The sequence below is a fragment of the Clostridium sp. BL-8 genome (assembly GCF_002006495.1).
GTDB lineage: Bacteria > Bacillota > Clostridia > Clostridiales > Clostridiaceae > Clostridium.
The window spans coordinates 1-21779 of the sequence record NZ_LZZL01000038.1; the positions used below are offsets into that span (position 1 = coordinate 1).

The window sequence follows — 21779 nt, forward strand, 5'->3', positions numbered from 1 at the left end:
TGTGTATCAACAGCCTTGTAATCGAGTCCATTTTGGCTTGCCCAATTAGTAAGAATAGATTTTGGAGTCCACTGTACTAAACCGTATCCGCCACCTCCGCTGATTTCATCTATATCTGCAATAATTCCAGATTCTCCTTGCATGTTTCCAAGCATTCCGCAAATAGAATTACTTGTCCATCCCTTGTTTTTAAAAAAAGAATAAATATATCTTGCATTGTCATTCATGTTTTCTGCCATTTTAATGACCTCCTTAATTTATTTTTTAGGTTATCAGCGCTGCATAACTTTCACTAATAATAACGTTTTGCCTTTAAAATCTGTAAACCACGTTTACTTAAAGAAATTAAAAAGGTGCATTAATATGAAAATTGAATAATATGATAGATATTTACAATTTATGTTATAATTGAATTTAGAAGAATGCAGGAATCTAATAATCCAAATGTATACGGTAAAGAATTTTTATGGGCAATACTTATGAAGAAAAAATAAGTTGTACATAATTTAAGAAAGATGTATGGCTATTAAAATTACTGCATGTTTTAAGAATTATGAAGGTAGATTAATATAGATAAATAACTTTAGAGGGTGAGAGCGTGAAAAAGCATATATTATTAGTAAGTAGTATAGCAGCAGTTTTAATTATTAGTGGATGTACAAATAATAAGAATAGTAGTGAAACTATGAATAATAAATCCACAGTTGCTACTGAAATTACTAAAACTCAAGAAGATGATGACTTAGAAAAGACTAAAATAAAAGAAGAAGAAAAGGAATTAGAAGCATCATTTCAGGAATTAAGTGATTTAAAGAAACCTGATATAGAAGAAGCTAGGGATTTCGAGAAATCCCTTAAAAATGGCAGTGTAATAATGATTGATAGAGATAATAGCAAAGACCAGGAAGTATATAATATAGCATCATTAGATAAATTTATAGATTCATTTAATAACGGTAAAGAAGGTTATGTACGTGTAATTAAGGGAACAATAAAAAAGGATGGCATATTATTAGTAAATAAACTTGAAGAGTATGAAACTGACGGCAAATCAATTAAAGAACTAGTATATGATACATATGCTGATAAAAATAAATTCGTGCAAGGAAGTCCAAGTTATTCTCCTAAAATGGCAAAAAGGGATTCAGGCGATGCGATTAGATATGAAACTCTTCAAAGTAAGGATACTCCAGAGAATATGGGAGCAACTGTAATTAGTTTTTATAAAAGTAGTATAAAGAATTAACTAAGTATATATAATTTTTTATAACTTCGTATTATTCAATAATGAATTTGTGGTATTTTTTTTAAGCAATTTAGAGAAGATGAATGTTATTCCATATATGTTCTGCAGAAACACTAATAAATCACGTATTCATTTAAGAATCACTTAAAATATAAAAGAGTAACACATCAAAAAGAAAATGAGTGTTACTCTTTAGGAATATATTTATTTAATGAGATAAATATTTATGAAAAATTTATTATCGAATTTCTAACTTTATTATAATTGGCTAATGTGTCAGTACAGTGACAAATCAGCTATTTTTTATTCATTAGAATTAATCCAACTATACTTAAACATATTCCTATAGCATTCATAGGGGATATTTTTGTTTTATAGATAAAAATACCAACGACAATTAACACTATTGTTGAAATTATACTTACAAAAAGAGGAGCAACGGCTATATTCCATCCACTTCTATAGAGATATAAATATCCTATTTCTAAGCCTAATGCAGATAGCCCTAGTACATAACTTGCCCAATTTAATTGTTTTAGAGAACTTATAATATTGCGGTCTACGGGTAAAATAATTAATGCCAATACAGAGAAGATTATTGCGGTAATATATGTGACTATCATTGATATAAATGGATTTATTGATTGGTTAATAGATTTTTGGCTGATATTGTATATTACAGTTGCTAAAACTGTGATTATCATAGATATATAGTACATATAATAATACATCCTTTCTTATATGTTTTGAAGTAGTAATCATTAGAATAAAAGCTTCAAACTCCTTTATCCTAATGATTGTAAATATTGAAATTACTTCATAATAGTGTTTTTTATTTGTAAGATTACTAATCTTTCATCTCCATTATTTGTGAATCCGTGGCTTTCTTCATGTGGAGATAACATTACGTCATTCTCTTTAATTGAAAAATCCTTGTCATTTATGGTTATTATTCCTTTGCCGCTAATTACATAGAATATTTCATCTAAATCTGAATGTTTGTGAGGAGTCATTGTTTCACCAGGTTCGTAGAATAAAATGCCTGAGTCCATTGTGCCCTCTGTAAATAGTGCTTTCCTTTTGATTTTTTCTGTAATATCGTTAATGTTCAAAATTTTCATAGTCATATGTCTCCTTAATTTATGATATTTATTTTAAGTTAATTATTAAAGCTCTATTTTATGGTAAAGACACATTTAAAATTTTCATAAAAACTTTCCTCCTATGTTTTGATGAAGTATAGTATTATAATATAATCGCTATTAATTTTTTACAAGAAGGCACTATTTCGTATTGTACTAACTAAATAGTAAGTATTAATTTATATATATGTGATAGGAGTGAATACTAATGACTTGTGGTAAGTTATGTCCAATTGAAGAAACTGTTAAACTTATTGGTCACAAGTGGAAGGTTCTTATTTTAAGAAATCTGCATGATGATGGAACACAAAGGTTTAACCAACTCGAAAGAGGAATTAATGGGATAAGCCAAAAAATGTTAACGCAACAACTTCGGCAAATGGAAGCTGATGGATTAATTATTAGAAAGGTGTACCCCGAAGTACCACTTAGGGTTGAATACTCACTTTCAGAGCTAGGAAAGAGCCTAAAGCCAGTTTTAGATTCTATGAATATTTGGGGAGAGAATTATATAAAATCCAATAAACACTCAGAATCTGCCATTTATCAAGGACATGATAAAAAGGAATAATATATATTTTATCGAATAAAGTTCAATTTATAGTTAAATAATATGACTTCTGCAAAGTATGCTATAATCTACAGTAATATAAATAGTAATTGTGGAGGGGAAAAGTGATGATTAGAGTTGCTACGGCAGATGATATTTTGGAAATAGAAAATATATATAATGAAATTTTGGATTATGAAGAACAAACAGTGTCGTATACCAATTGGAAAAAGGGGCTTTATCCAACAGCTGATTATGCTAAAAGTGCTATTGATAATGGTACAATGTTTGTTGGAGAAGATGAAAAAGGAATGTATGGCTGTGTAGTGCTTAATAGTGTTAAGCCTAAAGAGTATAATAATATTCCATGGGGAATACAGGCAAAGCCAAGCGAAATCATGGTCATCCATACTTTATGTATTAGGCCGTTTGCAAGTGGAAAGGGCAAAGCAAGAATAATGATGGAATTTATTGAGAAATATGCTAAAGAGAAAGGATATAAAGTTATCCGTCTTGACACTTATGAGGGCAATATTCCCGCTGCGACACTATATCCTAAGATTGGATATCGTTATGTAGGTACAACAAAATTTCATTTTCAAAATGTAATATGGGAAAATTTAAAATGTTTTGAAAAGGCATTATAACATTTAACTCCAATTTGCAAAACCGTCTATAAGAATTATAAAGGCAGATTAAGTTATAACAGAGATTGAATAAAAAGTAATTATATGAGTTTTAAGAAAAATATAAGGTATAGTTAAGACTAAATGAATATTAAAAAATTATAATTAATTTATATTAGTTTTAAAATTGTAAATAGAAATATGTAGGGAGAAATTAAAAATGAGTATTAAAAGGAGGCTTGATAAATATAAAAAAGTATTATATTTAATTAGTACTTTTTTATTTACATGGATATTTTGGATTATTTCATTTACCTCAAGCAGTTCGCATTTGAATGTAATTTTTCGTATAGTAGGTTCATTAATGCCAAGTATTGTAGCTGTAATTTTTACTAACTATTTTGATGGAAGAAGAGGATTAAGAGAACTGTTAAAAAAGTTAACTATCTGGAAGGTTAATCCGTTTTTTTATGTTTTTATATTTTTTTATTCTGTAGCATCATTTTATATACCGTCTCTTATCTGCGCCATAGCAGGGGCAGACTATAAAATTTATATCAAAAATCAAATATTTGGTTTTAATCTTGATAATCCTTTATCATTATTAGGATGTTTATTAGTTATCTTGATTTTTGGAGGACCACTTGGTGAAGAACTTGGATGGAGAGGATTTTTATTACCAACGCTTCAAAAAAAGTATACTCCATTATTATCAGGTATAATGGTAGGAGTTATTTGGACTTGCTGGCACATACCAATGTTTTTGTTTCATATTGAGGGATATGATAATTTTATAATATATCTTCTACAAACTATTTCTTTAAGCATTATATATACATGGATTTATAACGGTGTAAGAGGAAGTTTGTTAATTCCAATTCTATATCATTGCATTGATGATTTTATTGCATCTATATGTTTTCCTGAATTTTTAAATTACCTTAATATGTATTCGATTATTTATTGGATAATTCAATTAACCGTCTTATCATGCATTATATTTAGCATAACTGGAAAAACATCAAGTAAATTTCAAAATTTTGATTTTAATAAGATTGGTTAAGAATCACAAATTTCAATTCAAGGTTTGATTAGAAGTTATAATTTATGGAGGAGTTTGTTATGAAAGATTTTTTGAAAGAAGATCTATTTTGGATTAGAAAACCAAATAATATCAGCATTGATAATGAAAAAGTAGAAATAATTACCGAAGCCAGAACTGATCTGTGGCAACGTACTTATTATGAATTTCGAAATGATAGTGCACCAGTATTACAGGCAAAGACAGATGAACAGTTTTTTTCATTTGTTGTAAAGACGGCGTTTAATAGTAAGCATCTTTTTGACCAATGTGGAGTAGTCATATATTTAGATAGCGAAAATTGGCTGAAGGCTTCAATAGAATATGAAAATGAGGAATATCAACGACTAGGAAGTGTTGTAACAAATCAAGGATATTCAGATTGGGCAACAACAGATATTTCTGCATCGATTAAGGAAATGTGGTACAGACTTAACCGAAGAGGAAGTGATTACTGCATTGAGTGTAGCATAGATGGTGTTAATTTCAAACAAATGAGAATATGCCATTTATGTAAAGGTGCAAAAGAAATTACTTTTGGAATTTATGCCTGTAGTCCTGAAGAATCCTCTTTCAAAGCAACTTTCACCAATATGCATATTACAGAATGCAAGTGGCAGGAACATGGATAAGTGCAGATAATAAAACAAGTTATCCATTTGTATTATCACTTGAAGATATTCTTCCTGGAGCCGAATATGGAAAAAGATATGCTATAGCTGTTTATAACAAAAGTGACCAAGATGTAGAGACTTTCATTAGTGAAATTCAAAGTTATATAGTAAACGATGATAAGAAAAAGTTGGCTGAAGAAATAGCATATCCAATCAATGTAAAAGTAAATGGCCAAGTTATCAAAATTCAAAATAAAGATGAACTAATTGAAAATTATGACCAAATTTTTAATGCAGATTATAAACAAGTAATTAGTAAGGCACCTACCAAGTATCTATTTGTAAATTATAAAGGAATAATGTTTGCTGGAGGTAATACTTGGATTAATGATGTGATGCTTGATGAGAGTAACTCTGAATTAAAGATTACTGCTATAAATAATTAAACCTAAGCAGCTTCTGATTGAAGTTGCATTTTTTTGCAATAAAACCATTGTATTCGAACAAATGTTCTGATATAATATGTCTGAAATTAAAAGTGGAAAAATAAAGGATTGGTTGTTATGAAAAAAGAGAAGGAAAATGAAATGTACTTTACTAAATCTCAAAAAAAATTGGATGATAATAATGATCTCCCAACAATTGAATTTCTTGAAGATATAACCTGTGAGTATGATAGCGAAGGCAATGAGGCAAACCTTGCCGAAATGCTTGAGGCACGTAGATTTGAGCAATATCGGTCTGCTGATGCCTCAACTATTGCAGTGGAAAGTGTGCATATTGACGCTGAACAATTTGACAGAGTGCCGGAAGGTAGGTTTAACACTAAGGTCGATGGTGCACATTTTGAGTGCTTTTACCATGCAAGCAAATACGACTATCTCTACGTTGTGCTCGATACCATGCGAGATGACAATACAATTGCTAATGGACCGCTCCCTCGATTCCATAAGTGGTCATGGTCTACATTTCTGAAAGGACATTTGCTTAGTATTGAAGATCCGATGTATTTTGAGTCAGATATCGCTGTAGGTTGGTTCTATGGCACAAATGAACGAGATTATCGAGACGCAACGGCAAAACTTATCATGAATGTGGCACGATGTCTTGGAATCCCTAATGAGCGAATTATATTTTATTCAATCTCATCAGGAGGTGCATCGAGTTTGTTTATCGCTGAGAAAATCCCTGGCAGCGTTGCAATAGCATCTAATCCACAACTTGATCTTACGCGCTTTCTTCCCAGTGCACTTGCTAATTTCAAAGAGTGTACGGGTATTGATCTTGCTCACGAAAAGCAATATGGAGATGCAAAACGTGTCAATTTTGCACAAGTTTTCTCAAAAGATAGCCCTTCCAAGTACTTGGTTATTGTAAATTGTCGTTCAAGGATAGATTTCAATGATCAACTTATTCCATTTTGCCATGAACTTGGAATAACTCCTTATTACGGTTTGCAACGGGTTGGAAACTTAATTATCTGGATAATTGATGCCCCTAGTCCGCATCCGCACTTATGTTATGAAAGCAAGACCATGTACTTTGCCATTGATTATCTTGCAAAAACATTAACAGAGGGTGGTGATACTGATCGGCTCAAGCCGCTTTACACCTTGTTTAGTGAACTGTGGCATGAGAAGGCAGGACTGATTGCTAGAGATCCTATATGTCTCGCTGACGCAGATCCGATAGCGAAGTCGTTAAAGGAAGACTTGAAAATATAGCGGTAGTTAAATATCTTGTAGAGTTTTATATTTATATCTGAAAATATAACAGTAAATTAGAATATCACATAATTCAAAAATAAATGAATTATGTGATATTTTTAAATCAGAATCAAATAAAATTTTGCAGTTGCTATCTTTGTACTTTTAGTGATTGTGAATCTGTACTTAGATTTGATATTTAAGAGTAAATTGATGTATAATTTATATTATACTTGGAGGGATGACAATGAAAGTAAAACAAATCTTAAACAGATTTTATGTACATGACATAGATCAATCAATAAAATTTTATGAAGAAGTCTTAAATGAAAAGTGTAATTTGAGGTTTGACTATCCTCAAGTAAATTTAGAATTAGCTCAGGTAGGAAATATTTTAATAATTAGTGGATCTGATGAGGCGCTAAAGCCATTTAAGGATACCAAAGCAACGTTTTTAGTAGATTCAATTATGGAATTTAAAGATTTCTTATTAAATAATGGTGCTACAATCATCAGAGATTTAAAAGTGGTTCCAACAGGAATGAATATGACTGTAAAACATTTAGATGGAACTATAGTTGAATATGTTGAACATAAAAATTAATATTCATAAGTATTGTATACAGAAAACTTTAAGTAATTCGTTGAATAAAGTAAATATACAAATTAAATAATATGATTCTTATTAAATATACTATAATTTACAAGAAGATAAATATCAATTTATAAATAAGTAATAGTTTTAAAACCGCAGTATTCAAGAGCTTGAAGCTGCGGCTTTTTGGTTTTTAATATGTAAAAAGGATGTGGTAAATTAAATAAAAAAGACACTTTTGAAGTGGCTTTTATGACAGCACTACGCTGCCATTAGTATAAATTATAATTGATTGATCATAGTCAAGTGGAGGCAAAATTTCTTGAGGAATACCAGAACCCAATCGTTCTAGAGCATGTATGGTTTGATCAGGACCAATAACTATAATAATGGCCTTATCATTAGAAGAAGTCATTCTTGCAGTAATAGGAGTACCTACTAATAAGTTAGAATCCCTCACATTATAAATACCTTGAGTTAATGTTTTAGTTTGTTGGGCAAAAACAGATATTGTATTCAAGCTAATTGATAGAAATAAAGAAATAGAAAATATAGTAATGAACCTTTTCATGAAATTAACCACCTTTAAAATTAAATTTATCTAAACATATTGTTATTATGTGAGCTTAAATAATAAATATTCAAATTGAAGTAATTCTAGATAAAACTACACCATCTGTTAGTGAAAGAGTAAAACGTCTTGACTATTCTACACATTTTCTCATTATCAATGGGACATATTATAAATAAAGCTGATAATTGGGGTGATTACATGGATAATATAATTGGAAAAACTATATCTGGATTTATAATGCTTATAGTTATTATGGGGATATTGATTTTTTTACCTGCATGGACAATTAATTATTTGCAGGCATGGATTTATTTGCTTACTTTTTCTCTTTCAACAATATTGATTACTATATATTTATTAAAGAACGATCAAGAACTTTTGAAACGGCGGCTTAATGCAGGTTCAAGCGCTGAAAAGGAAAAGAGTCAAAAAAATATACAATTAATGGCAAGTGTGTTTTTCTGCCTTATATATATTATTGCAGGGCTTGATTATCATTTTCATTGGTCAAATATTCCTTTATATATTAGCTTATTAGCAAATATTTTTGTTATGTTAGGTTTTTTTATAGTATTTCTTGTATTCAAAGAAAACAGTTATACTTCAGCTATAATTGAAGTTGATAAAGACCAGAAAGTAATATCAACTGGAATGTATTCAATAGTTCGTCATCCTATGTACTTTGGAGCAATACTCATGTTGGTATTTTCGGGAGTTGCATTAGGATCATATTGGGGGTTACTTATTGTAGTAGCTTTAACTTTTACTATTGTGGCTAGGCTTCTTAATGAAGAAAAGTTTTTATTTAAGAATTTATCTGGGTATGATGAATATTGTGAAAAGGTACCATATCATTTGATTCCATTCATATGGTAGGTGCAAGATTAGAGAGTTTTCTTGCTTTGTTAGATAGAGATTATATACATGTTCTTTAAAAGTTGAATAATGTGATATACTTTACAATTTATGCTATAATTAATTCAAAATAAAATTATTGGGAGAAATAAGAAATTTATGGGACAAGAAAAATTATGAAAGTATTTTCGAAGAAAATTTATATTTTAGTTTCAATTAGTATAATTGCAATTATATGCTTTATAGGAATGTATAATTATAAAAAGCCGATTGCTATACATAAGACGTTTAATGAAGCAATTGTTACAAAACCAAGTGGTAAAGAAGTATTAAAGAAAACTACAATTGAGATAGATGCTAATTTATATAGGGGTCTATATACAGGCTCGATATTCAATTTTAATGCTCATTTTAGAGATAAATTAGAAGGGAAAATTATAATAGATAATAAAGAATATTATTTTCATGGGTTTACAGAAAAATCTGAACTTATCAATATATTCGGTTCTGTGTATGAAAATAGCCAAGGGACATCAGAGGTTTTTGGTTTGGAGATGAATGATTTAAATTCAATTTTATTATTAGGAGTGGGAGACAATTGGCATGATTATGAGATTGAAGCTCAGTCTGAATAATAGAACACCATGAACATAATTTTTGAAAGATGGAGATTCATTAGAATGCTTTGGGATTGAAGGAAAGATAATTGGGCTTCCAGGACATACTAAAGGTTCAATAGGTATTGATGTTGAGCAAAGAGATTTAATTGTTGGAGATTCCTTAATGAATATGTTAAAACCAACAATATCCTTACTTTATGAAAATAAAATGCAGCTTGAACTTAGTGCTAGAAAAATTAGTGATTTAGGGAATAGATCTATTCATTTTGGACATGGAAAATCAGTACAAAATAGAAATTGGATTTAATTATTTAGATAATTAGGGTGTACTTATTTCATAAATTAATAAAACAAATAACAGATTGAAATAGAATATTAGCTGTAATATTTAGTAAATCTATAAAAAATGCACTGCTTAATAAAAATAAATAGAAGTCTTTAAAACCGTAGTATTCAAGAGTTTGAAGCTGCGGTTTTTGTTTTAAACGAACTGTTAGAGCATTATATGTATTATTAAACTCCAAAATAAAACGATCAATTTAATGTTGTTGATTTTGAAAAAATAATTTAAATGATCAGACTTTTAGCAATAAAATGGATTTATATGAATTGTTATGTAAATAAATTAAATATTGACAAATGGAAAATAAGGCTGTATATTCAAACTATACCAGGCGGGTATAGTTTACGTGTATTTGCAGATCAACAATATGTCTACGTAATTATTGCTTTTATAAATAGAGAAAAAATATATATAATTAACTAATACATTTTGAACAAAATTTTATAAAAAAGAAGGAGAGTTTATGAATGGAATTTACTTTTAAAACTGAGGTTAATGCTACAAAGGAGAAGATTTGGCCATATTATTCTGATCCAACAAGACGTTATGTTTGGGAATTAGACTTAGAAAATCTTATTTTTAATGGTGAAGCTAAAACAGGAACTACAGGAATAATGAAACTTAAGGATATGCCTGAAATGCAATTTGAGATGATAAAGGTTGTTGATTTTGAATCATATTGGGATAAGACAGATATACCAGGAATGGGTAGTTTATTATTTGGACATGACATAATAGAGGAAGATGGTAAAACATTTATTGTGCATACTGTGAAATTACAAAAAGAAATCGAGGAAGATAAAGACTTAGAATTTTTAAGAGGAGTCTTTGCAGATGTTCCTGACGCTGTAATGAAAATTAAGGATGAAGTTCAGAAATAGTTTTTTTAAAAATGAATGCTTTTTGAATACTTAGGGAGTACTTATTTTATAAATTTATAAAAATAGATAACAGATTGAAATATCACATTATTCAAATGAATTTGTGATATTTTTTGCTACAAAATATTAATTTAAGACTCATGTGAAATATAATAAAGAGTAACACATCAAAAGGGTAGATGAGTGTTACTCTTTAAAAATAGAATAAAATGGTACTGAAAAAATATGAAATAAATGTATATTATAAATATATAGTGATTAAATGGAAATAGAGGGTTGAAAATGAAAAAAATCAAATTAACAAAAGTAATAGCTAGTTCATTAGCGGTAGCTTCAATGCTTACAATATATCCTATAAAGGCAAATGCAGAATGGAAACAGGATTCAAATGGCTGGTGGAATACAGAAGGAAGTTCATGGTCAGTAGGCTGGAAAGAGATTGATGGAAAATGGTATTATTTTAGACAAGATGGATATATGGCACACGATACAGTAATAGATGGATACGAATTGGGTTCTGATGGTGTATGGATTCAAGCTGCATCACATTCAAAGAATGTTGCAGCTAATGAGAATGAAAATTTTGATATTAATGAATTTAAAAATACATTGAGAACAGAGGGATATCCTGTAGAAGTAAGAGATACATTATATAAGGAAAATCTTGCATCTAAAGGCTGGAAATTAGTTAATGGAAAGTATTATTATTTTAGCTTTGAAGGGGCTCTAGCAAAGGACAAAATTGTTGATGGATATTATTTAGGTGCAGACGGAGCTTTAGATACAACTAAAGGTAAATCACAATTACAAGATATTACTATGAAGACTGAAAAAAGTGTATATCCTCTTGGTACAGAAAAGATTAGGGTTAATATAACAAATAATACGAATTTAGAATGTGAATATGGTGGAATGTATTATCAAATAGATAAGTTTGAAAATAATGAGTGGCATAATTTGGACTTTGGAGAAAGTGCAACTTTTACTGATGTGGCAACAATTTTGCCAGCAAAAGGAACAAGTATGAGTGTTTGTGAATTAAACATACTAAAAAATTTTAAAAATCTCACAGCAGGAAAGTACAGAGTATTAGTGGAAATTGAAAATTCAATAGGTTATTCACATGTAACTGCAGAATTTGAACTACAATAAAAAATAAATAGTAATTTGCAGAGGGGAAAAATGAAAAATATAAAATTAAAAAAAGTAATGACAAGTTTATTACTAATAGTTTCAGTATTAGCACTGAATCCAATGAGGGCAAGTGCAGAATGGAAACAAGATAATATAGGATGGTGGTTTACAGAAGGAAGCTCGTGGTTAGTTGGCTGGAAGGAGATTGATGGAAAATGGTACTATTTTGGACAAGACGGGTATATGAAAATTGGATGGTTACAAGATATTAATGGAAAATGGTATTATTTAAATTCAGATGGAAGTATGGCTCATGATACAACTATAGACGAGCATACAATTGGTCCAGATGGTGTATGGAGTCAAAGAACGCAAAATAGTTCGCAAACCTTGGTAAATGACAATAGTAATTTTAGTATCGATGAATTAGTTAGCATTCTTAAAACAAAATTTAGTAATGTAGTAGCAAAAGATGTAGAAAAAGATTTTTTACCTACTACAAGAAAATTAATTACTATTAATGACGAACGCCTAACAATATATGTATATAGCAGCAGTGAAGAAATGGAGAAAGATGCAGCAAATCTCATTAAGAATAATGGTTCATATGTAAAGACTTTGGCAAATGGTGAAGCAGAAGGAATAAGCTATGACTGGAGTTATGCACCTCACTTTTATAAAAAGGGTAAAATAATAGTCCAATATTGCGGTGAAAATGCAACAATTCTTTCAGATTTAAAGGTTATTTTGGGAGAAGCATTTGAAGGTGAGACAAAAATTAATAATTAAATTGGTTTAAGTACAAATAGAATAAAGGGCAATAAAAAAATATCACATTGTTCAGTGTGATATTTTTTATTGTATTATTTTAAGCAGATAGCTTCATCAATAATGATATTTAAATATACATTATATGGTATAATTTATTTTAAGATAGAAGTAATTCATAGGGGAGAATGTGTGTTATGAAGAAGTCAACCATTACAGCGACATTTAAAGCAAATATTAAAGAGGTATGGGAAGTAGTTACAAACAACAATAAATATGACTGGCGAAGCGATTTAAGTAAAATTGATGTTTCAATAGATGGAAATTCATTTACAGAATATACAAAAGGTAATTTCCCTACTAAATTTAATATTACCTTAAAAAAACCTTATGAGCGATATGAATTTGATATGACTAATAAAAATATGAATGGTCATTGGATTGGTGTTTTTAGCCCTCTTAATAATGGTACACAGATTGAATTTACAGAAAAGGTATCAGTAAACAATCCTATAATGAATTTTTTTGTGGGTTTGTATCTAAAAAAGCAACAAGCACTTTATATAGCAGATTTAAAAAAAGAACTTGGAGAATAAATTTTAAAAAATAAGTTGAAATACATTTTAAAGCATTATATGATGAATTCAGGCATCGATGTACTATATTAAAAAAGAAGGCAAGTTATGGATATTAATATTGAAATGATACCATCATATAAAATTGCTTATATACGAAAAATAGGTCCTTATGGGCTAGAAAATGTGCAAGTAATGGAACAATTAAAAAGTTTGGCTAGAGAAAAAGACTTACTTAATGAAAGTTCAATCATATTAGGAATAGCTCAAGATGATCCTAAGGTTACAGAACCTAAAGATTGTCGGTATGATGCATGTTTAGTTGTTTTTGATGAATTTGAGACTGATAATAAGGATGTTAATTTTGGAAAAACTATCGGTGGAAAATATTGCGTATTTAAAATAAATCATACAATGGATGCTATGCAAAAAGCGTGGATTGAAATATTTTCTGAGTTATCAAAAAGAAATTATGAACTTGATGATAGAAGAACTATTCTTGAACGTTATGCAATGCAGATGATAAATAATCATTACTGTGAAGTCTGTGTACCAGTATTATAAAAGAATATTAAAATAAATTTGGATTTGTAGAACCATCTATAAGAATTGTAAAGGCAGATTAAGTTATAGACACTTAACCTGCCTTTACAATTTTTATAGTTATAATCCAAATATTTCTTCTAATTTTTCTGCATCAGTTTTATTATATTCTTCATTTATTCTTGCTTTTAATTGGCTTTTGTCCTTTAAAAACATATCTGAAAGATTCATTTTAATTCCATCTACATACGCGGATTCTGCCATGCCATTTTTCATTACAAACTGTATCGTATCTGTATGAAGACCAGAATCATTTGTTTGTGTAGAATTTTGTGAAGGTTTAGCTTGTGATGTTACTGAATTATTATCTATAGTATTTGTAGTTCTAGTAATATTATTTGGATAGTTTAAATAACTATACTGATTTCCTATTGTTAGTGACATATTATGAATCCCTCCAATTCGAATTAATTGTATTAATTTTTAATAATTAAATAAATATTCTTAGGAACCAATATATTACAATTATCGCATATAATTAAGATTTCTTTAGGAAAAATTCTAAACTAACAGCAAAATATATTCTTTGAAAACTCAATAATGAGATGGTTACAATTTGTGGTATACTTTATTAATACTAACAGGATATTAAGATTTATTTTTATATTAAGGAGAATTCACAATATGAATGTTTATATAGCACTTTTAAGAGGTATTAATGTTGGTGGGAAAAATATAATTAAGATGGCAGATTTGAAACGAGTATTTGAATCAATTGGACTTTGTGAAGTAAAAACATATATTCAAAGTGGAAATGTTCTATTCAAATCAAATGAAACAGAGGAAGCACTGTGCAATAAAATTGAACATGAGATTGAGGCAGTCTTTGGGATTCCTGTGAAAGTTATTTTAAGGACATCTAAAGAGTTAGAACAGCTTATTTTGAATTGCCCATTCTCAAAAGATGAAGTGACAGAAGCAGAGACGTTGTCAAAAGTACAGAGTCTATATGTTGCATTACTAAAACATAATCCTTTAAAAGAAAAGATTGAGTGCATAGATGTTTATAGTAGTGAAAGTGATAAATATAAAATTATAGGAAGAGATGTATATCTTTTATTCAATCATAGTATTCGAAATTCAAAGCTTGCTAATAATATTCATAAATTGAATGTGGAAGCAACTGTGCGTAATTGGAAAACATTAAGCAAGCTTGCTGCATTAGCTAAAGATATGGAAATATGAAATAAAGCGAAAAATAGAATAAAAAGAGTATTGACTAGGTAGTATACTTACATGGTTTATTATATTAACAAATGCAATATAAAAAAATCGAGGAGATGTTAATATGATAGGTTATGTTAGTTCACTCATATGTGCGGTGGTTACTTTTGGAATGGCTTTATTACAGTTATCCATTACATTTGGAGCTCCATTTGGTGAATATGTACTTGGAGGGCAAAATAAAGTATTGCCAAAAAAATGCGTTTCACATAAGAGCAGAAGTCAGAAGAAACACATCTACAGTTTAATTTTATGAAAAATATATATCACCATCACCAACTATCACCATTGTATAATTAGCTTTTAATGGGGTTAAGTCGTATTTTATAGACTGTGGTTGTAGCCTTATTGATTGAAGTGGCATAAAGTTATCATCGTAGATAGTTAAATAGGAACTTTTATCTGTAGAGACATTTTCAGCTTTGTACAGCTTATCTTTTAAAATCGATTCATAAGTATTTAATTTGTAAATACCTTCTTTAAACACATTTGAGGTAAGAGGATTAGGAGTGGTAGTAGAACCGATTATAGTAAATGATAGAAATAATACAATAAAAAATGATGAAATAAATCTTTTCATTAAGTTTAACAACCTTTCATAATATTAATATTTTAGAATTAAATATACTATTCAATTCATATTATGCGAAGATAGATGTTATATATACATTTGATTTTTATTGATAAAAAATAGCTACTACAAAGAGGTGTTCAGAAGTGCCTCATTCTGAAGCACTTCCATTTAGTTAATACAATGATCATATGAATTTGTCTTTATTCACAACATCCTTAAAATTTGTTAAATATTTATAGTTAAGCTTACCCCCATATCAAAGGCTTTTTGACAATCAATTGGAAATTGTTCAGCTCTATGTTTTGCTTTTTCTTTTTCTGAAAACATAGAAGACTCATATTTCTCATAATCAGTAAACTGATAAGTATCATAACTATATAACAGCTTTATTGGGTTTCCAAGTACTATTGAAATAGAATCCTGATATGGCTTTAAGATTAATTTGTATCCAGTATCCTCCATATATTTTTCTGTTATACCCATAGTATAAATAAATCCTGATTGAATTTTTCTCGGATAAACAGTTGGTATTTCTGTACTATATATAACATTTGAAAATATGAAGCGCTCTAAAAGTGCACTAATTCCAGAAGTAATGTTCATATTATATATTGGTGAACCAAAAATAATAGCATCTGCTGTTTTTAATTTTTCAAGAACAGGTGTTAGATCATCTTTCATTGCACATTTACCATGCTCTCCATCCTTCCTTTTACAGGCAAAGCAGCTTATGCATCCTCTATATTTTAAGTCATAAAGATTTATCAATTCAATTTCTGATCCTTGTGATTTAGCTCCTTCAAGAGCTTTATTCAATAAAGTTACAGTGTTTTTATTTTTTCTTGGGCTTCCGTTAATAGCAATTATTTTCATAGTATCTCTCCTCTTTCAAATGTTTTATGTTTTTGTTATAATCAACTTAACATAGCGATATAAGTTTTACAAGTATGCAGTTTTTTCAGTGCAAGTATAAAAAATATACTAACAATTTAACTTACAGGTGGAATAACAGAAGTAGAAGCTGCAGAGGAGTTAATTTCTTCAGGCAAAGCTGATCTTATAGTAGTAAGAAGAGCAGCGTTTAGGGATTCAATGTGGGCAAAAAATACAATTGAAAGCATTAAATAGATATGGTTCAGATGGAATTTATGTAATGGAATCAATAAATAAATTAGAGGAATAATAATTTGAAATTAAAGAATATAAAGAAAAGGGAGTGTCGCAAAATGATTAAAATTTTAATCAGGAGGGTGCTCCTTTTCGATTTAAAACAAATATATTTCCAAATCTCTAAGATATCACATCAATGTATTTGAAAATTTATGGATTTTAAGTGCACTCAAATAGGCCTAATTATTTCATTCCATAATTAGGCAGTGAACTTTAATTCATGATTGAAAGAAAATATGTTTTATATTAAAAGGATATTATAAATCATATGAATTTATATTAGAATGCTTAAAAATATATCTAGTAGTGGGAATAAGTAATGCTTTAATCTTCTACTATTGCTGAGTTGGCTATCAAAATATCTTGTTCAATTGTACCACCACTAACACCGACAGCACCAATAAAACGTCCATTCTTTATTATAGGGATGCCGCCACCAAAGACGCATATTTTACCACTTTCTATAGATTCTAATCCATAAAAAGGTTTGCCAGGAAGAACAAGATCATATAGTTTTTCGGTAGGCATTTTTAAAGCGATTGCTGTATAGGCTTTATTAAAAGAAGCAGAAAGGCTTATTAACAAAGAGTCGTCCATTCTATGAACAGCAACTAGATTGCCACCTTCATCAACAACTGTAATGACAGTAGCAACTTTTATTTCTTCAGCTTTCTCTTCAGCTTTTTGAATTATTTTTTTTGCTATTTTCAAAGTAAGAGCACTATTATTTATGGAGGTAATTAAGTTTTCAGTTATTCTATTTATCATTTCTTTATCAGTCATTTTAAATCACTCCAGATAAGTTGATATATAAACATGCAAAAAAATAGTTAAAACAATTTTATATAGAAACATTATATTGTGTAACTATAGTTATTACATGTAAATTTAAGACTGTACTCAAAATTACATGATTTTAGTCATGAGTGTACTAATAATAAGATTTAAAATTATTGTTTGATGCATGTAATTTAACAAAAGCGTAGGTAGTATTATGAAAAAAATTATGTTGGTAAGTAGGACAGGATGCGGTAAAACTGCATTAATTCAAGCTTTAAAAGGAAAATTGTGATGTGATGCATTGGGAAAAGCAAAAAGTCTAAAATTTACAATGAAAAGGTTTTAAAAATGCAATCTTTTTTAATGAGTTGATTTACATGAGAAAAGTATTAATGCTGACTGAGGATTTTACGGAAGAATATAAAGTTATGGTACCTTTTCAGGCGTTAGAGAAGGAAATTTATATTTAAGAATCTAGTTTTAATTTTACAATATTTAAGTTTGAATAGTATTACAGAGTTCGTATACGTTTAATATACAATAGGCTTACACCGAACAAAAAACATTCTTAATTATATTTCAAGGAGGGAATTAGTTAATGATATCTAAAGGGTTTTCAAAACCAACTGAAAGAGTTGAAAGATTGAAGAAAGTTATTGTAGAAGCAGTTCCGTATGTTGAATCAGAAAGAGCCGTACTTGTTACAGAATCTTATAAAGAAACTGAAGGGTTATCTCCTATATTAAGACGTGCTAAGGCAGCAGAAAAAATATTTAATAATTTGCCTATTACTATTCGTGATAATGAATTGATAGTCGGTGCAATTACAAAAAATCCACGTTCTACTGAAATATGCCCTGAATTTTCTTATGATTGGGTAGCTAAAGAATTTGAAACAATGGGAACAAGAGTAGCAGACCCATTCCAAATTCCTAAAGAAACAGCTATGGAACTTGGTGAAGCATTTAAATATTGGGACGGCAAGACTACAAGTGCACTTGCAGATTCTTACATGTCACAAGAAACAAGAGAATGCATGGCTAACGGAGTATTTACTGTAGGAAACTATTTTTATGGTGGAGTTGGACATGTTTGTGTTGATTATGGAAAGGTATTAGCAAAAGGTTTCAAGGGTATTATTGCTGAAGTTGTTGAAGCTATGAGTAAGATGGATAGAAAAGATCCAGATTACATAAAGAAACAACAATTTTATAATTCAGTAGTTATTGCGTATACTGCAGCTATTAATTTTGCTCATAGATATGCAAACAAAGCTAGAGAGATGGCTAGTATAGAAAGCAATTCTACTAGAAAAGCAGAATTACTACAAATAGCTGCTAATTGCGATAGAGTTCCGGAAAATGGTGCAACAAATTTCTATGAAGCTTGCCAAGCATTTTGGTTTGTTCAAATCTTACTTCAAATTGAGTCTAGCGGCCACTCAATTTCTCCAGGACGTTTTGATCAATATATGTATCCTTATTTAGAAGCAGATACGGGTATTTCAAAAGAATTTGCTCAAGAATTAGTAGATTGTATTTGGATAAAACTTAATGATATAAATAAAACACGTGATGAAGTTTCTGCTCAAGCCTTTGCAGGTTATGCTGTATTCCAAAACCTTTGCGTTGGTGGTCAAACAGAAGAAGGCTTTGATGCAACAAATGAACTATCTTATATGTGTATGGAAGCGACAGCACATGTTAAGTTACCTGCACCATCATTTTCAGTACGTTTATGGCAGGGAACTCCAGATGAATTCTTATTAAGAGCTTGTGAAGTTGCAAGACTTGGAACAGGTGTGCCAGCTATGTACAATGATGAGGTTATTATACCAGCATTAGTTAATAGAGGTGTTAGTTTAAGAGATGCACGTAATTATTGCATTATTGGTTGTGTTGAGCCACAATGTCCACATAAAACAGAAGGATGGCATGATGCAGCATTCTTTAATGTAGCTAAGGTACTAGAAATTACATTAAATAACGGTAAAGCTAACGATAAACAATTAGGTCTTGCTACAGGAGAGATAACATCATTTAAGAATATTGATGACTTCTTCACTGCATTTAAAAAACAAATGGAATACTTTGTTTATCATCTTGTTGAAGCAGATAACTGTGTTGATTACGCACATGCAGAAAGAGCACCACTTCCATTCTTATCAGCATTGGTTGACGATTGTATTGGAAGAGGAAAATCAGTTCAAGAAGGTGGAGCAATTTATAACTTTACAGGACCTCAAGCATTTGGAGTTGCTGATACTGGAGATTCAGTATATGCAATACAAAAGCATGTTTTTGAGGATAAAGATGTAAGTATGCAACAACTAAAGGAAGCTTTAAATGCAAACTTTGGACATACTGTAGGCTGCAATACTAATACTTGTCCTACATCTAGCAGTAATTCAGATGTTACTGAAGCACAAATCTATGAAGTCGTTAAGAAGATTTTAAGCAGTGCAGGTTCTATTGATTTATCTAATATTCAAAGTAAGATAACTTCAGAATTACAAGGAGTTCAAGCACCAGTTGCTGGCGATTTTGAAAGTTTAAGAAAGCTTCTTGATAGTACACCAAGCTTTGGAAATGATATTGATGAAGTTGATTTAGTTGCTAGAAGATGCGCACAAATTTACTGTTTTGAGGTTGAAAAATATACTAATCCTCGTGGAGGTCAATTCCAAGCAGGTGTTTATCCAGTTTCTGCAAACGTTTTATTTGGCAAAGATGTTGGAGCATTACCAGATGGTAGGTTAGCAAAAGAACCTCTTGCAGATGGAGTATCTCCAAGAGCTGGTAAAGATACAAACGGTCCAACAGCAGCAGCAAATTCAGTAGCAAAATTGGATCATTTTATTGCATCAAATGGTACACTTTATAACCAAAAATTCTTACCATCTGCTGTTGCAGGAGATACAGGACTTATGAATTTTGCATCAGTTGTTAGAAGTTATTTTGATCACAAGGGTATGCATGTACAATTTAATGTAATAGATAAAGAAACATTGCTTGCAGCACAAAAAGAACCTGAAAAATATAAAGATCTTGTTGTTCGTGTTGCTGGATATAGTGCACAATTTGTTGTTCTTGCAAAAGAAGTTCAAGATAACATTATTAGCCGTACTGAACAAACAATGTAAGCAATTGTAAATTCTCAATTGTCACATTGAAAAAGGGAGTTGTACATGATGGATACTATTAATTACAGTTTGGAAGGTCTTATATTTGATATACAAAGATTTTCTATACATGATGGGCCAGGAATTCGCACGATAGTTTTTCTAAAAGGATGTCATTTATCGTGTAAATGGTGCAGTAATCCTGAATCGCAAAGTCTTAAGCCAGTTATAATGTATCAAGAAATGAACTGTATTCATTGTGGAAGGTGTATTTCAGCATGTAAAAAAGGTGCAATAAGTATTAGTAACAAAGGTTTTATAAATAGAGATATATGCACTGCTTGTGGTGAATGTGTAAACGTATGTCCAGCTAGTGCTCTTACCTTAAAAGGGAAAAAAATGACCGTAGAGCAAGTTATAAAGGAATTAAAAAAAGATGCTACAAACTATAGGCGTTCTAGGGGAGGAATTACTTTATCTGGAGGAGAGCCTTTAGTACAGTCAGATTTTTCAAAGGAATTACTTAAAGCATGCAGAGCACAGGGCTGGCATACAGCAATTGAAACTACAGGATATGGATCTCCTGAAAATATCGAAAAAGTATTTCCATATATTGATTTAGCACTTATGGATATAAAAAATGTAAATTCAGATATTCATAAACAGTTTACAGGTATTTCAAATGAAATAATACTTAAAAATGCGGCTAGGATTTCAGAGATAACTAAGATGGTTGTTAGAGTACCTGTAATACCAAAATTTAATTCTAGTGAAGAAAGTATTTTGGAAATTTGTAAATTTGTAAGAAACCTAAATAATATAGATACAATTCATTTGTTACCATACCACACTTATGGTGAAAATAAGTACAAACTTCTTGGAAGAGATTATCCTATGAAAGAATCAGAAAGCTTATATAGTGATGAAATCGAAAATTTAAAAAAGATAGTTGAAAGTCAAGGTATGAATTGTATCATAGGCGGTTAAGATTTTAAAT

General features: G+C 29.8%; 29 protein-coding genes. 21 read left to right on the forward strand and 8 right to left on the reverse strand.

The features are described 5' to 3' along the window. Positions 1-239 (reverse strand): phage tail tip lysozyme (locus CLOBL_RS14025; RefSeq protein ID WP_242953842.1); only part of this gene is annotated, 239 nt, incomplete at its 3' end. Between the two features lie 359 nt (positions 240-598). Between CLOBL_RS14025 and CLOBL_RS14030 the strand changes: the two genes are divergently transcribed. Continuing rightward, positions 599-1246: a DUF4362 domain-containing protein gene (locus tag CLOBL_RS14030; RefSeq protein ID WP_077859603.1), complete on the forward strand. Its 648-nt coding sequence runs from the start codon at positions 599-601 to the stop codon at positions 1244-1246. Positions 1247-1542: 296 nt separating this feature from the next. On the opposite strand, the gene CLOBL_RS14035 is transcribed toward CLOBL_RS14030, so the two are convergent. Together CLOBL_RS14035 and CLOBL_RS14040 are read right to left on the reverse strand one after the other, a co-directional pair. Beyond that, positions 1543-1965 (reverse strand): EamA family transporter, encoded by a 423-nt coding sequence (locus tag CLOBL_RS14035; protein ID WP_077859604.1) that lies wholly within the window; start codon positions 1963-1965, stop codon positions 1543-1545. Between the two features lie 93 nt (positions 1966-2058). Then, entirely contained in the window at positions 2059-2373 is a 315-nt protein-coding gene (locus CLOBL_RS14040; protein WP_347472844.1) for a cupin domain-containing protein, read from the reverse strand. Positions 2374-2596: 223 nt separating this feature from the next. On the opposite strand from CLOBL_RS14040, the gene CLOBL_RS14045 reads away from it, so the two are divergent. From CLOBL_RS14045 to CLOBL_RS14075, 7 genes are all read left to right on the forward strand, one after another. Next, positions 2597-2959, forward strand: a complete 363-nt coding sequence (locus tag CLOBL_RS14045; RefSeq protein WP_077859606.1) for a helix-turn-helix domain-containing protein — start codon at positions 2597-2599, stop codon at positions 2957-2959. Between the two features lie 107 nt (positions 2960-3066). Then, entirely contained in the window at positions 3067-3585 is a 519-nt protein-coding gene (locus CLOBL_RS14050) for a GNAT family N-acetyltransferase (protein ID WP_077859607.1), read from the forward strand. 199 nt (positions 3586-3784) lie between these two features. Continuing rightward, a complete protein-coding gene (locus tag CLOBL_RS14055) occupies positions 3785-4627 on the forward strand; it encodes a type II CAAX endopeptidase family protein (protein ID WP_077859608.1) in 843 nt (280 codons plus the stop codon). Positions 4628-4686: 59 nt separating this feature from the next. Continuing rightward, positions 4687-5277 (forward strand): DUF1349 domain-containing protein, encoded by a 591-nt coding sequence (locus CLOBL_RS14060; RefSeq protein ID WP_077859609.1) that lies wholly within the window; start codon positions 4687-4689, stop codon positions 5275-5277. Then, positions 5259-5705 carry a hypothetical protein gene (locus CLOBL_RS14065; protein WP_077859610.1) on the forward strand — a complete coding sequence of 149 codons (447 nt, stop codon included), beginning with the start codon at positions 5259-5261 and terminating at the stop codon, positions 5703-5705. Before CLOBL_RS14060 ends, CLOBL_RS14065 begins: the two co-directional genes overlap by 19 nt. 117 nt (positions 5706-5822) lie before the next feature. Next, positions 5823-6983, forward strand: coding sequence for a hypothetical protein (locus CLOBL_RS14070; protein ID WP_077859611.1), 1161 nt, complete (start codon positions 5823-5825; stop codon positions 6981-6983). 229 nt (positions 6984-7212) lie between these two features. Further along, positions 7213-7569 carry a VOC family protein gene (locus tag CLOBL_RS14075; protein WP_009171122.1) on the forward strand — a complete coding sequence of 119 codons (357 nt, stop codon included), beginning with the start codon at positions 7213-7215 and terminating at the stop codon, positions 7567-7569. Between the two features lie 241 nt (positions 7570-7810). Here the strand turns inward: CLOBL_RS14075 and CLOBL_RS14080 are convergent, their stop codons facing one another. Next, a complete protein-coding gene (locus tag CLOBL_RS14080; protein ID WP_077859612.1) occupies positions 7811-8131 on the reverse strand; it encodes a hypothetical protein in 321 nt (106 codons plus the stop codon). A gap of 201 nt (positions 8132-8332) precedes the next feature. On the opposite strand from CLOBL_RS14080, the gene CLOBL_RS14085 reads away from it, so the two are divergent. The 8 genes from CLOBL_RS14085 (at position 8333) to CLOBL_RS14120 (ending at position 13874) form a co-directional block, all read left to right on the forward strand. Then, entirely contained in the window at positions 8333-9010 is a 678-nt protein-coding gene (locus CLOBL_RS14085; protein WP_077859613.1) for an isoprenylcysteine carboxylmethyltransferase family protein, read from the forward strand. Positions 9011-9165: 155 nt separating this feature from the next. Then, entirely contained in the window at positions 9166-9624 is a 459-nt protein-coding gene (locus tag CLOBL_RS14090) for a hypothetical protein (RefSeq protein ID WP_077859614.1), read from the forward strand. Between the two features lie 22 nt (positions 9625-9646). Further along, on the forward strand, positions 9647-9916 hold the full coding sequence (locus CLOBL_RS14095; protein WP_077859615.1) for a hypothetical protein: 270 nt from the start codon (positions 9647-9649) through the stop codon (positions 9914-9916). Positions 9917-10419: 503 nt separating this feature from the next. After that, positions 10420-10833: a polyketide cyclase gene (locus CLOBL_RS14100; RefSeq protein ID WP_077859616.1), complete on the forward strand. Its 414-nt coding sequence runs from the start codon at positions 10420-10422 to the stop codon at positions 10831-10833. 282 nt (positions 10834-11115) lie between these two features. Beyond that, on the forward strand, positions 11116-11985 hold the full coding sequence (locus CLOBL_RS14105; protein WP_077859617.1) for an immunoglobulin-like domain-containing protein: 870 nt from the start codon (positions 11116-11118) through the stop codon (positions 11983-11985). 30 nt (positions 11986-12015) lie between these two features. Next, positions 12016-12756, forward strand: coding sequence for a hypothetical protein (locus tag CLOBL_RS28955; RefSeq protein WP_077859618.1), 741 nt, complete (start codon positions 12016-12018; stop codon positions 12754-12756). Positions 12757-12932: 176 nt separating this feature from the next. Further along, positions 12933-13331, forward strand: a complete 399-nt coding sequence (locus CLOBL_RS14115) for a polyketide cyclase (RefSeq protein WP_077859619.1) — start codon at positions 12933-12935, stop codon at positions 13329-13331. 87 nt (positions 13332-13418) lie between these two features. Next, positions 13419-13874 (forward strand): GyrI-like domain-containing protein, encoded by a 456-nt coding sequence (locus CLOBL_RS14120; protein WP_077859620.1) that lies wholly within the window; start codon positions 13419-13421, stop codon positions 13872-13874. Positions 13875-13973: 99 nt separating this feature from the next. Here CLOBL_RS14120 and CLOBL_RS14125 read toward each other — a convergent pair whose 3' ends face one another. Next, entirely contained in the window at positions 13974-14297 is a 324-nt protein-coding gene (locus CLOBL_RS14125; protein WP_077859621.1) for a hypothetical protein, read from the reverse strand. 240 nt (positions 14298-14537) lie between these two features. Between CLOBL_RS14125 and CLOBL_RS14130 the strand changes: the two genes are divergently transcribed. Continuing rightward, positions 14538-15098 carry a DUF1697 domain-containing protein gene (locus tag CLOBL_RS14130; RefSeq protein WP_077859622.1) on the forward strand — a complete coding sequence of 187 codons (561 nt, stop codon included), beginning with the start codon at positions 14538-14540 and terminating at the stop codon, positions 15096-15098. A 103-nt stretch (positions 15099-15201) separates the two neighbouring features. Next, on the forward strand, positions 15202-15393 hold the full coding sequence (locus CLOBL_RS14135) for a hypothetical protein (protein WP_077859623.1): 192 nt from the start codon (positions 15202-15204) through the stop codon (positions 15391-15393). On the opposite strand, the gene CLOBL_RS14140 is transcribed toward CLOBL_RS14135, so the two are convergent. The 3 genes from CLOBL_RS14140 to CLOBL_RS14150 form a co-directional block, all read right to left on the reverse strand. Then, positions 15388-15717: a hypothetical protein gene (locus tag CLOBL_RS14140; RefSeq protein WP_077859624.1), complete on the reverse strand. Its 330-nt coding sequence runs from the start codon at positions 15715-15717 to the stop codon at positions 15388-15390. The two genes, CLOBL_RS14135 and CLOBL_RS14140, sit on opposite strands and share 6 nt — an antisense overlap. Positions 15718-15936: 219 nt before the next feature. Continuing rightward, positions 15937-16584 (reverse strand): flavodoxin family protein, encoded by a 648-nt coding sequence (locus CLOBL_RS14145; protein WP_077859625.1) that lies wholly within the window; start codon positions 16582-16584, stop codon positions 15937-15939. Between the two features lie 621 nt (positions 16585-17205). Then, positions 17206-17664, reverse strand: coding sequence for a heme-binding protein (locus tag CLOBL_RS14150; RefSeq protein WP_077859626.1), 459 nt, complete (start codon positions 17662-17664; stop codon positions 17206-17208). A 211-nt stretch (positions 17665-17875) separates the two neighbouring features. Here CLOBL_RS14150 and CLOBL_RS14155 point away from each other — a divergent pair, with 211 nt between their 5' ends. The 3 genes from CLOBL_RS14155 (at position 17876) to CLOBL_RS14165 (ending at position 21769) form a co-directional block, all read left to right on the forward strand. After that, complete coding sequence (locus tag CLOBL_RS14155) at positions 17876-17953, forward strand: EutP/PduV family microcompartment system protein (protein ID WP_077859660.1); 78 nt, start codon at positions 17876-17878, stop codon at positions 17951-17953. 306 nt (positions 17954-18259) lie between these two features. Further along, a complete protein-coding gene (locus tag CLOBL_RS14160) occupies positions 18260-20803 on the forward strand; it encodes a glycyl radical protein (protein WP_077859627.1) in 2544 nt (847 codons plus the stop codon). Positions 20804-20848: 45 nt separating this feature from the next. Next, positions 20849-21769 (forward strand): glycyl-radical enzyme activating protein, encoded by a 921-nt coding sequence (locus tag CLOBL_RS14165; protein ID WP_077859628.1) that lies wholly within the window; start codon positions 20849-20851, stop codon positions 21767-21769. The last annotated feature ends 10 nt before the right edge of the window (positions 21770-21779 follow it).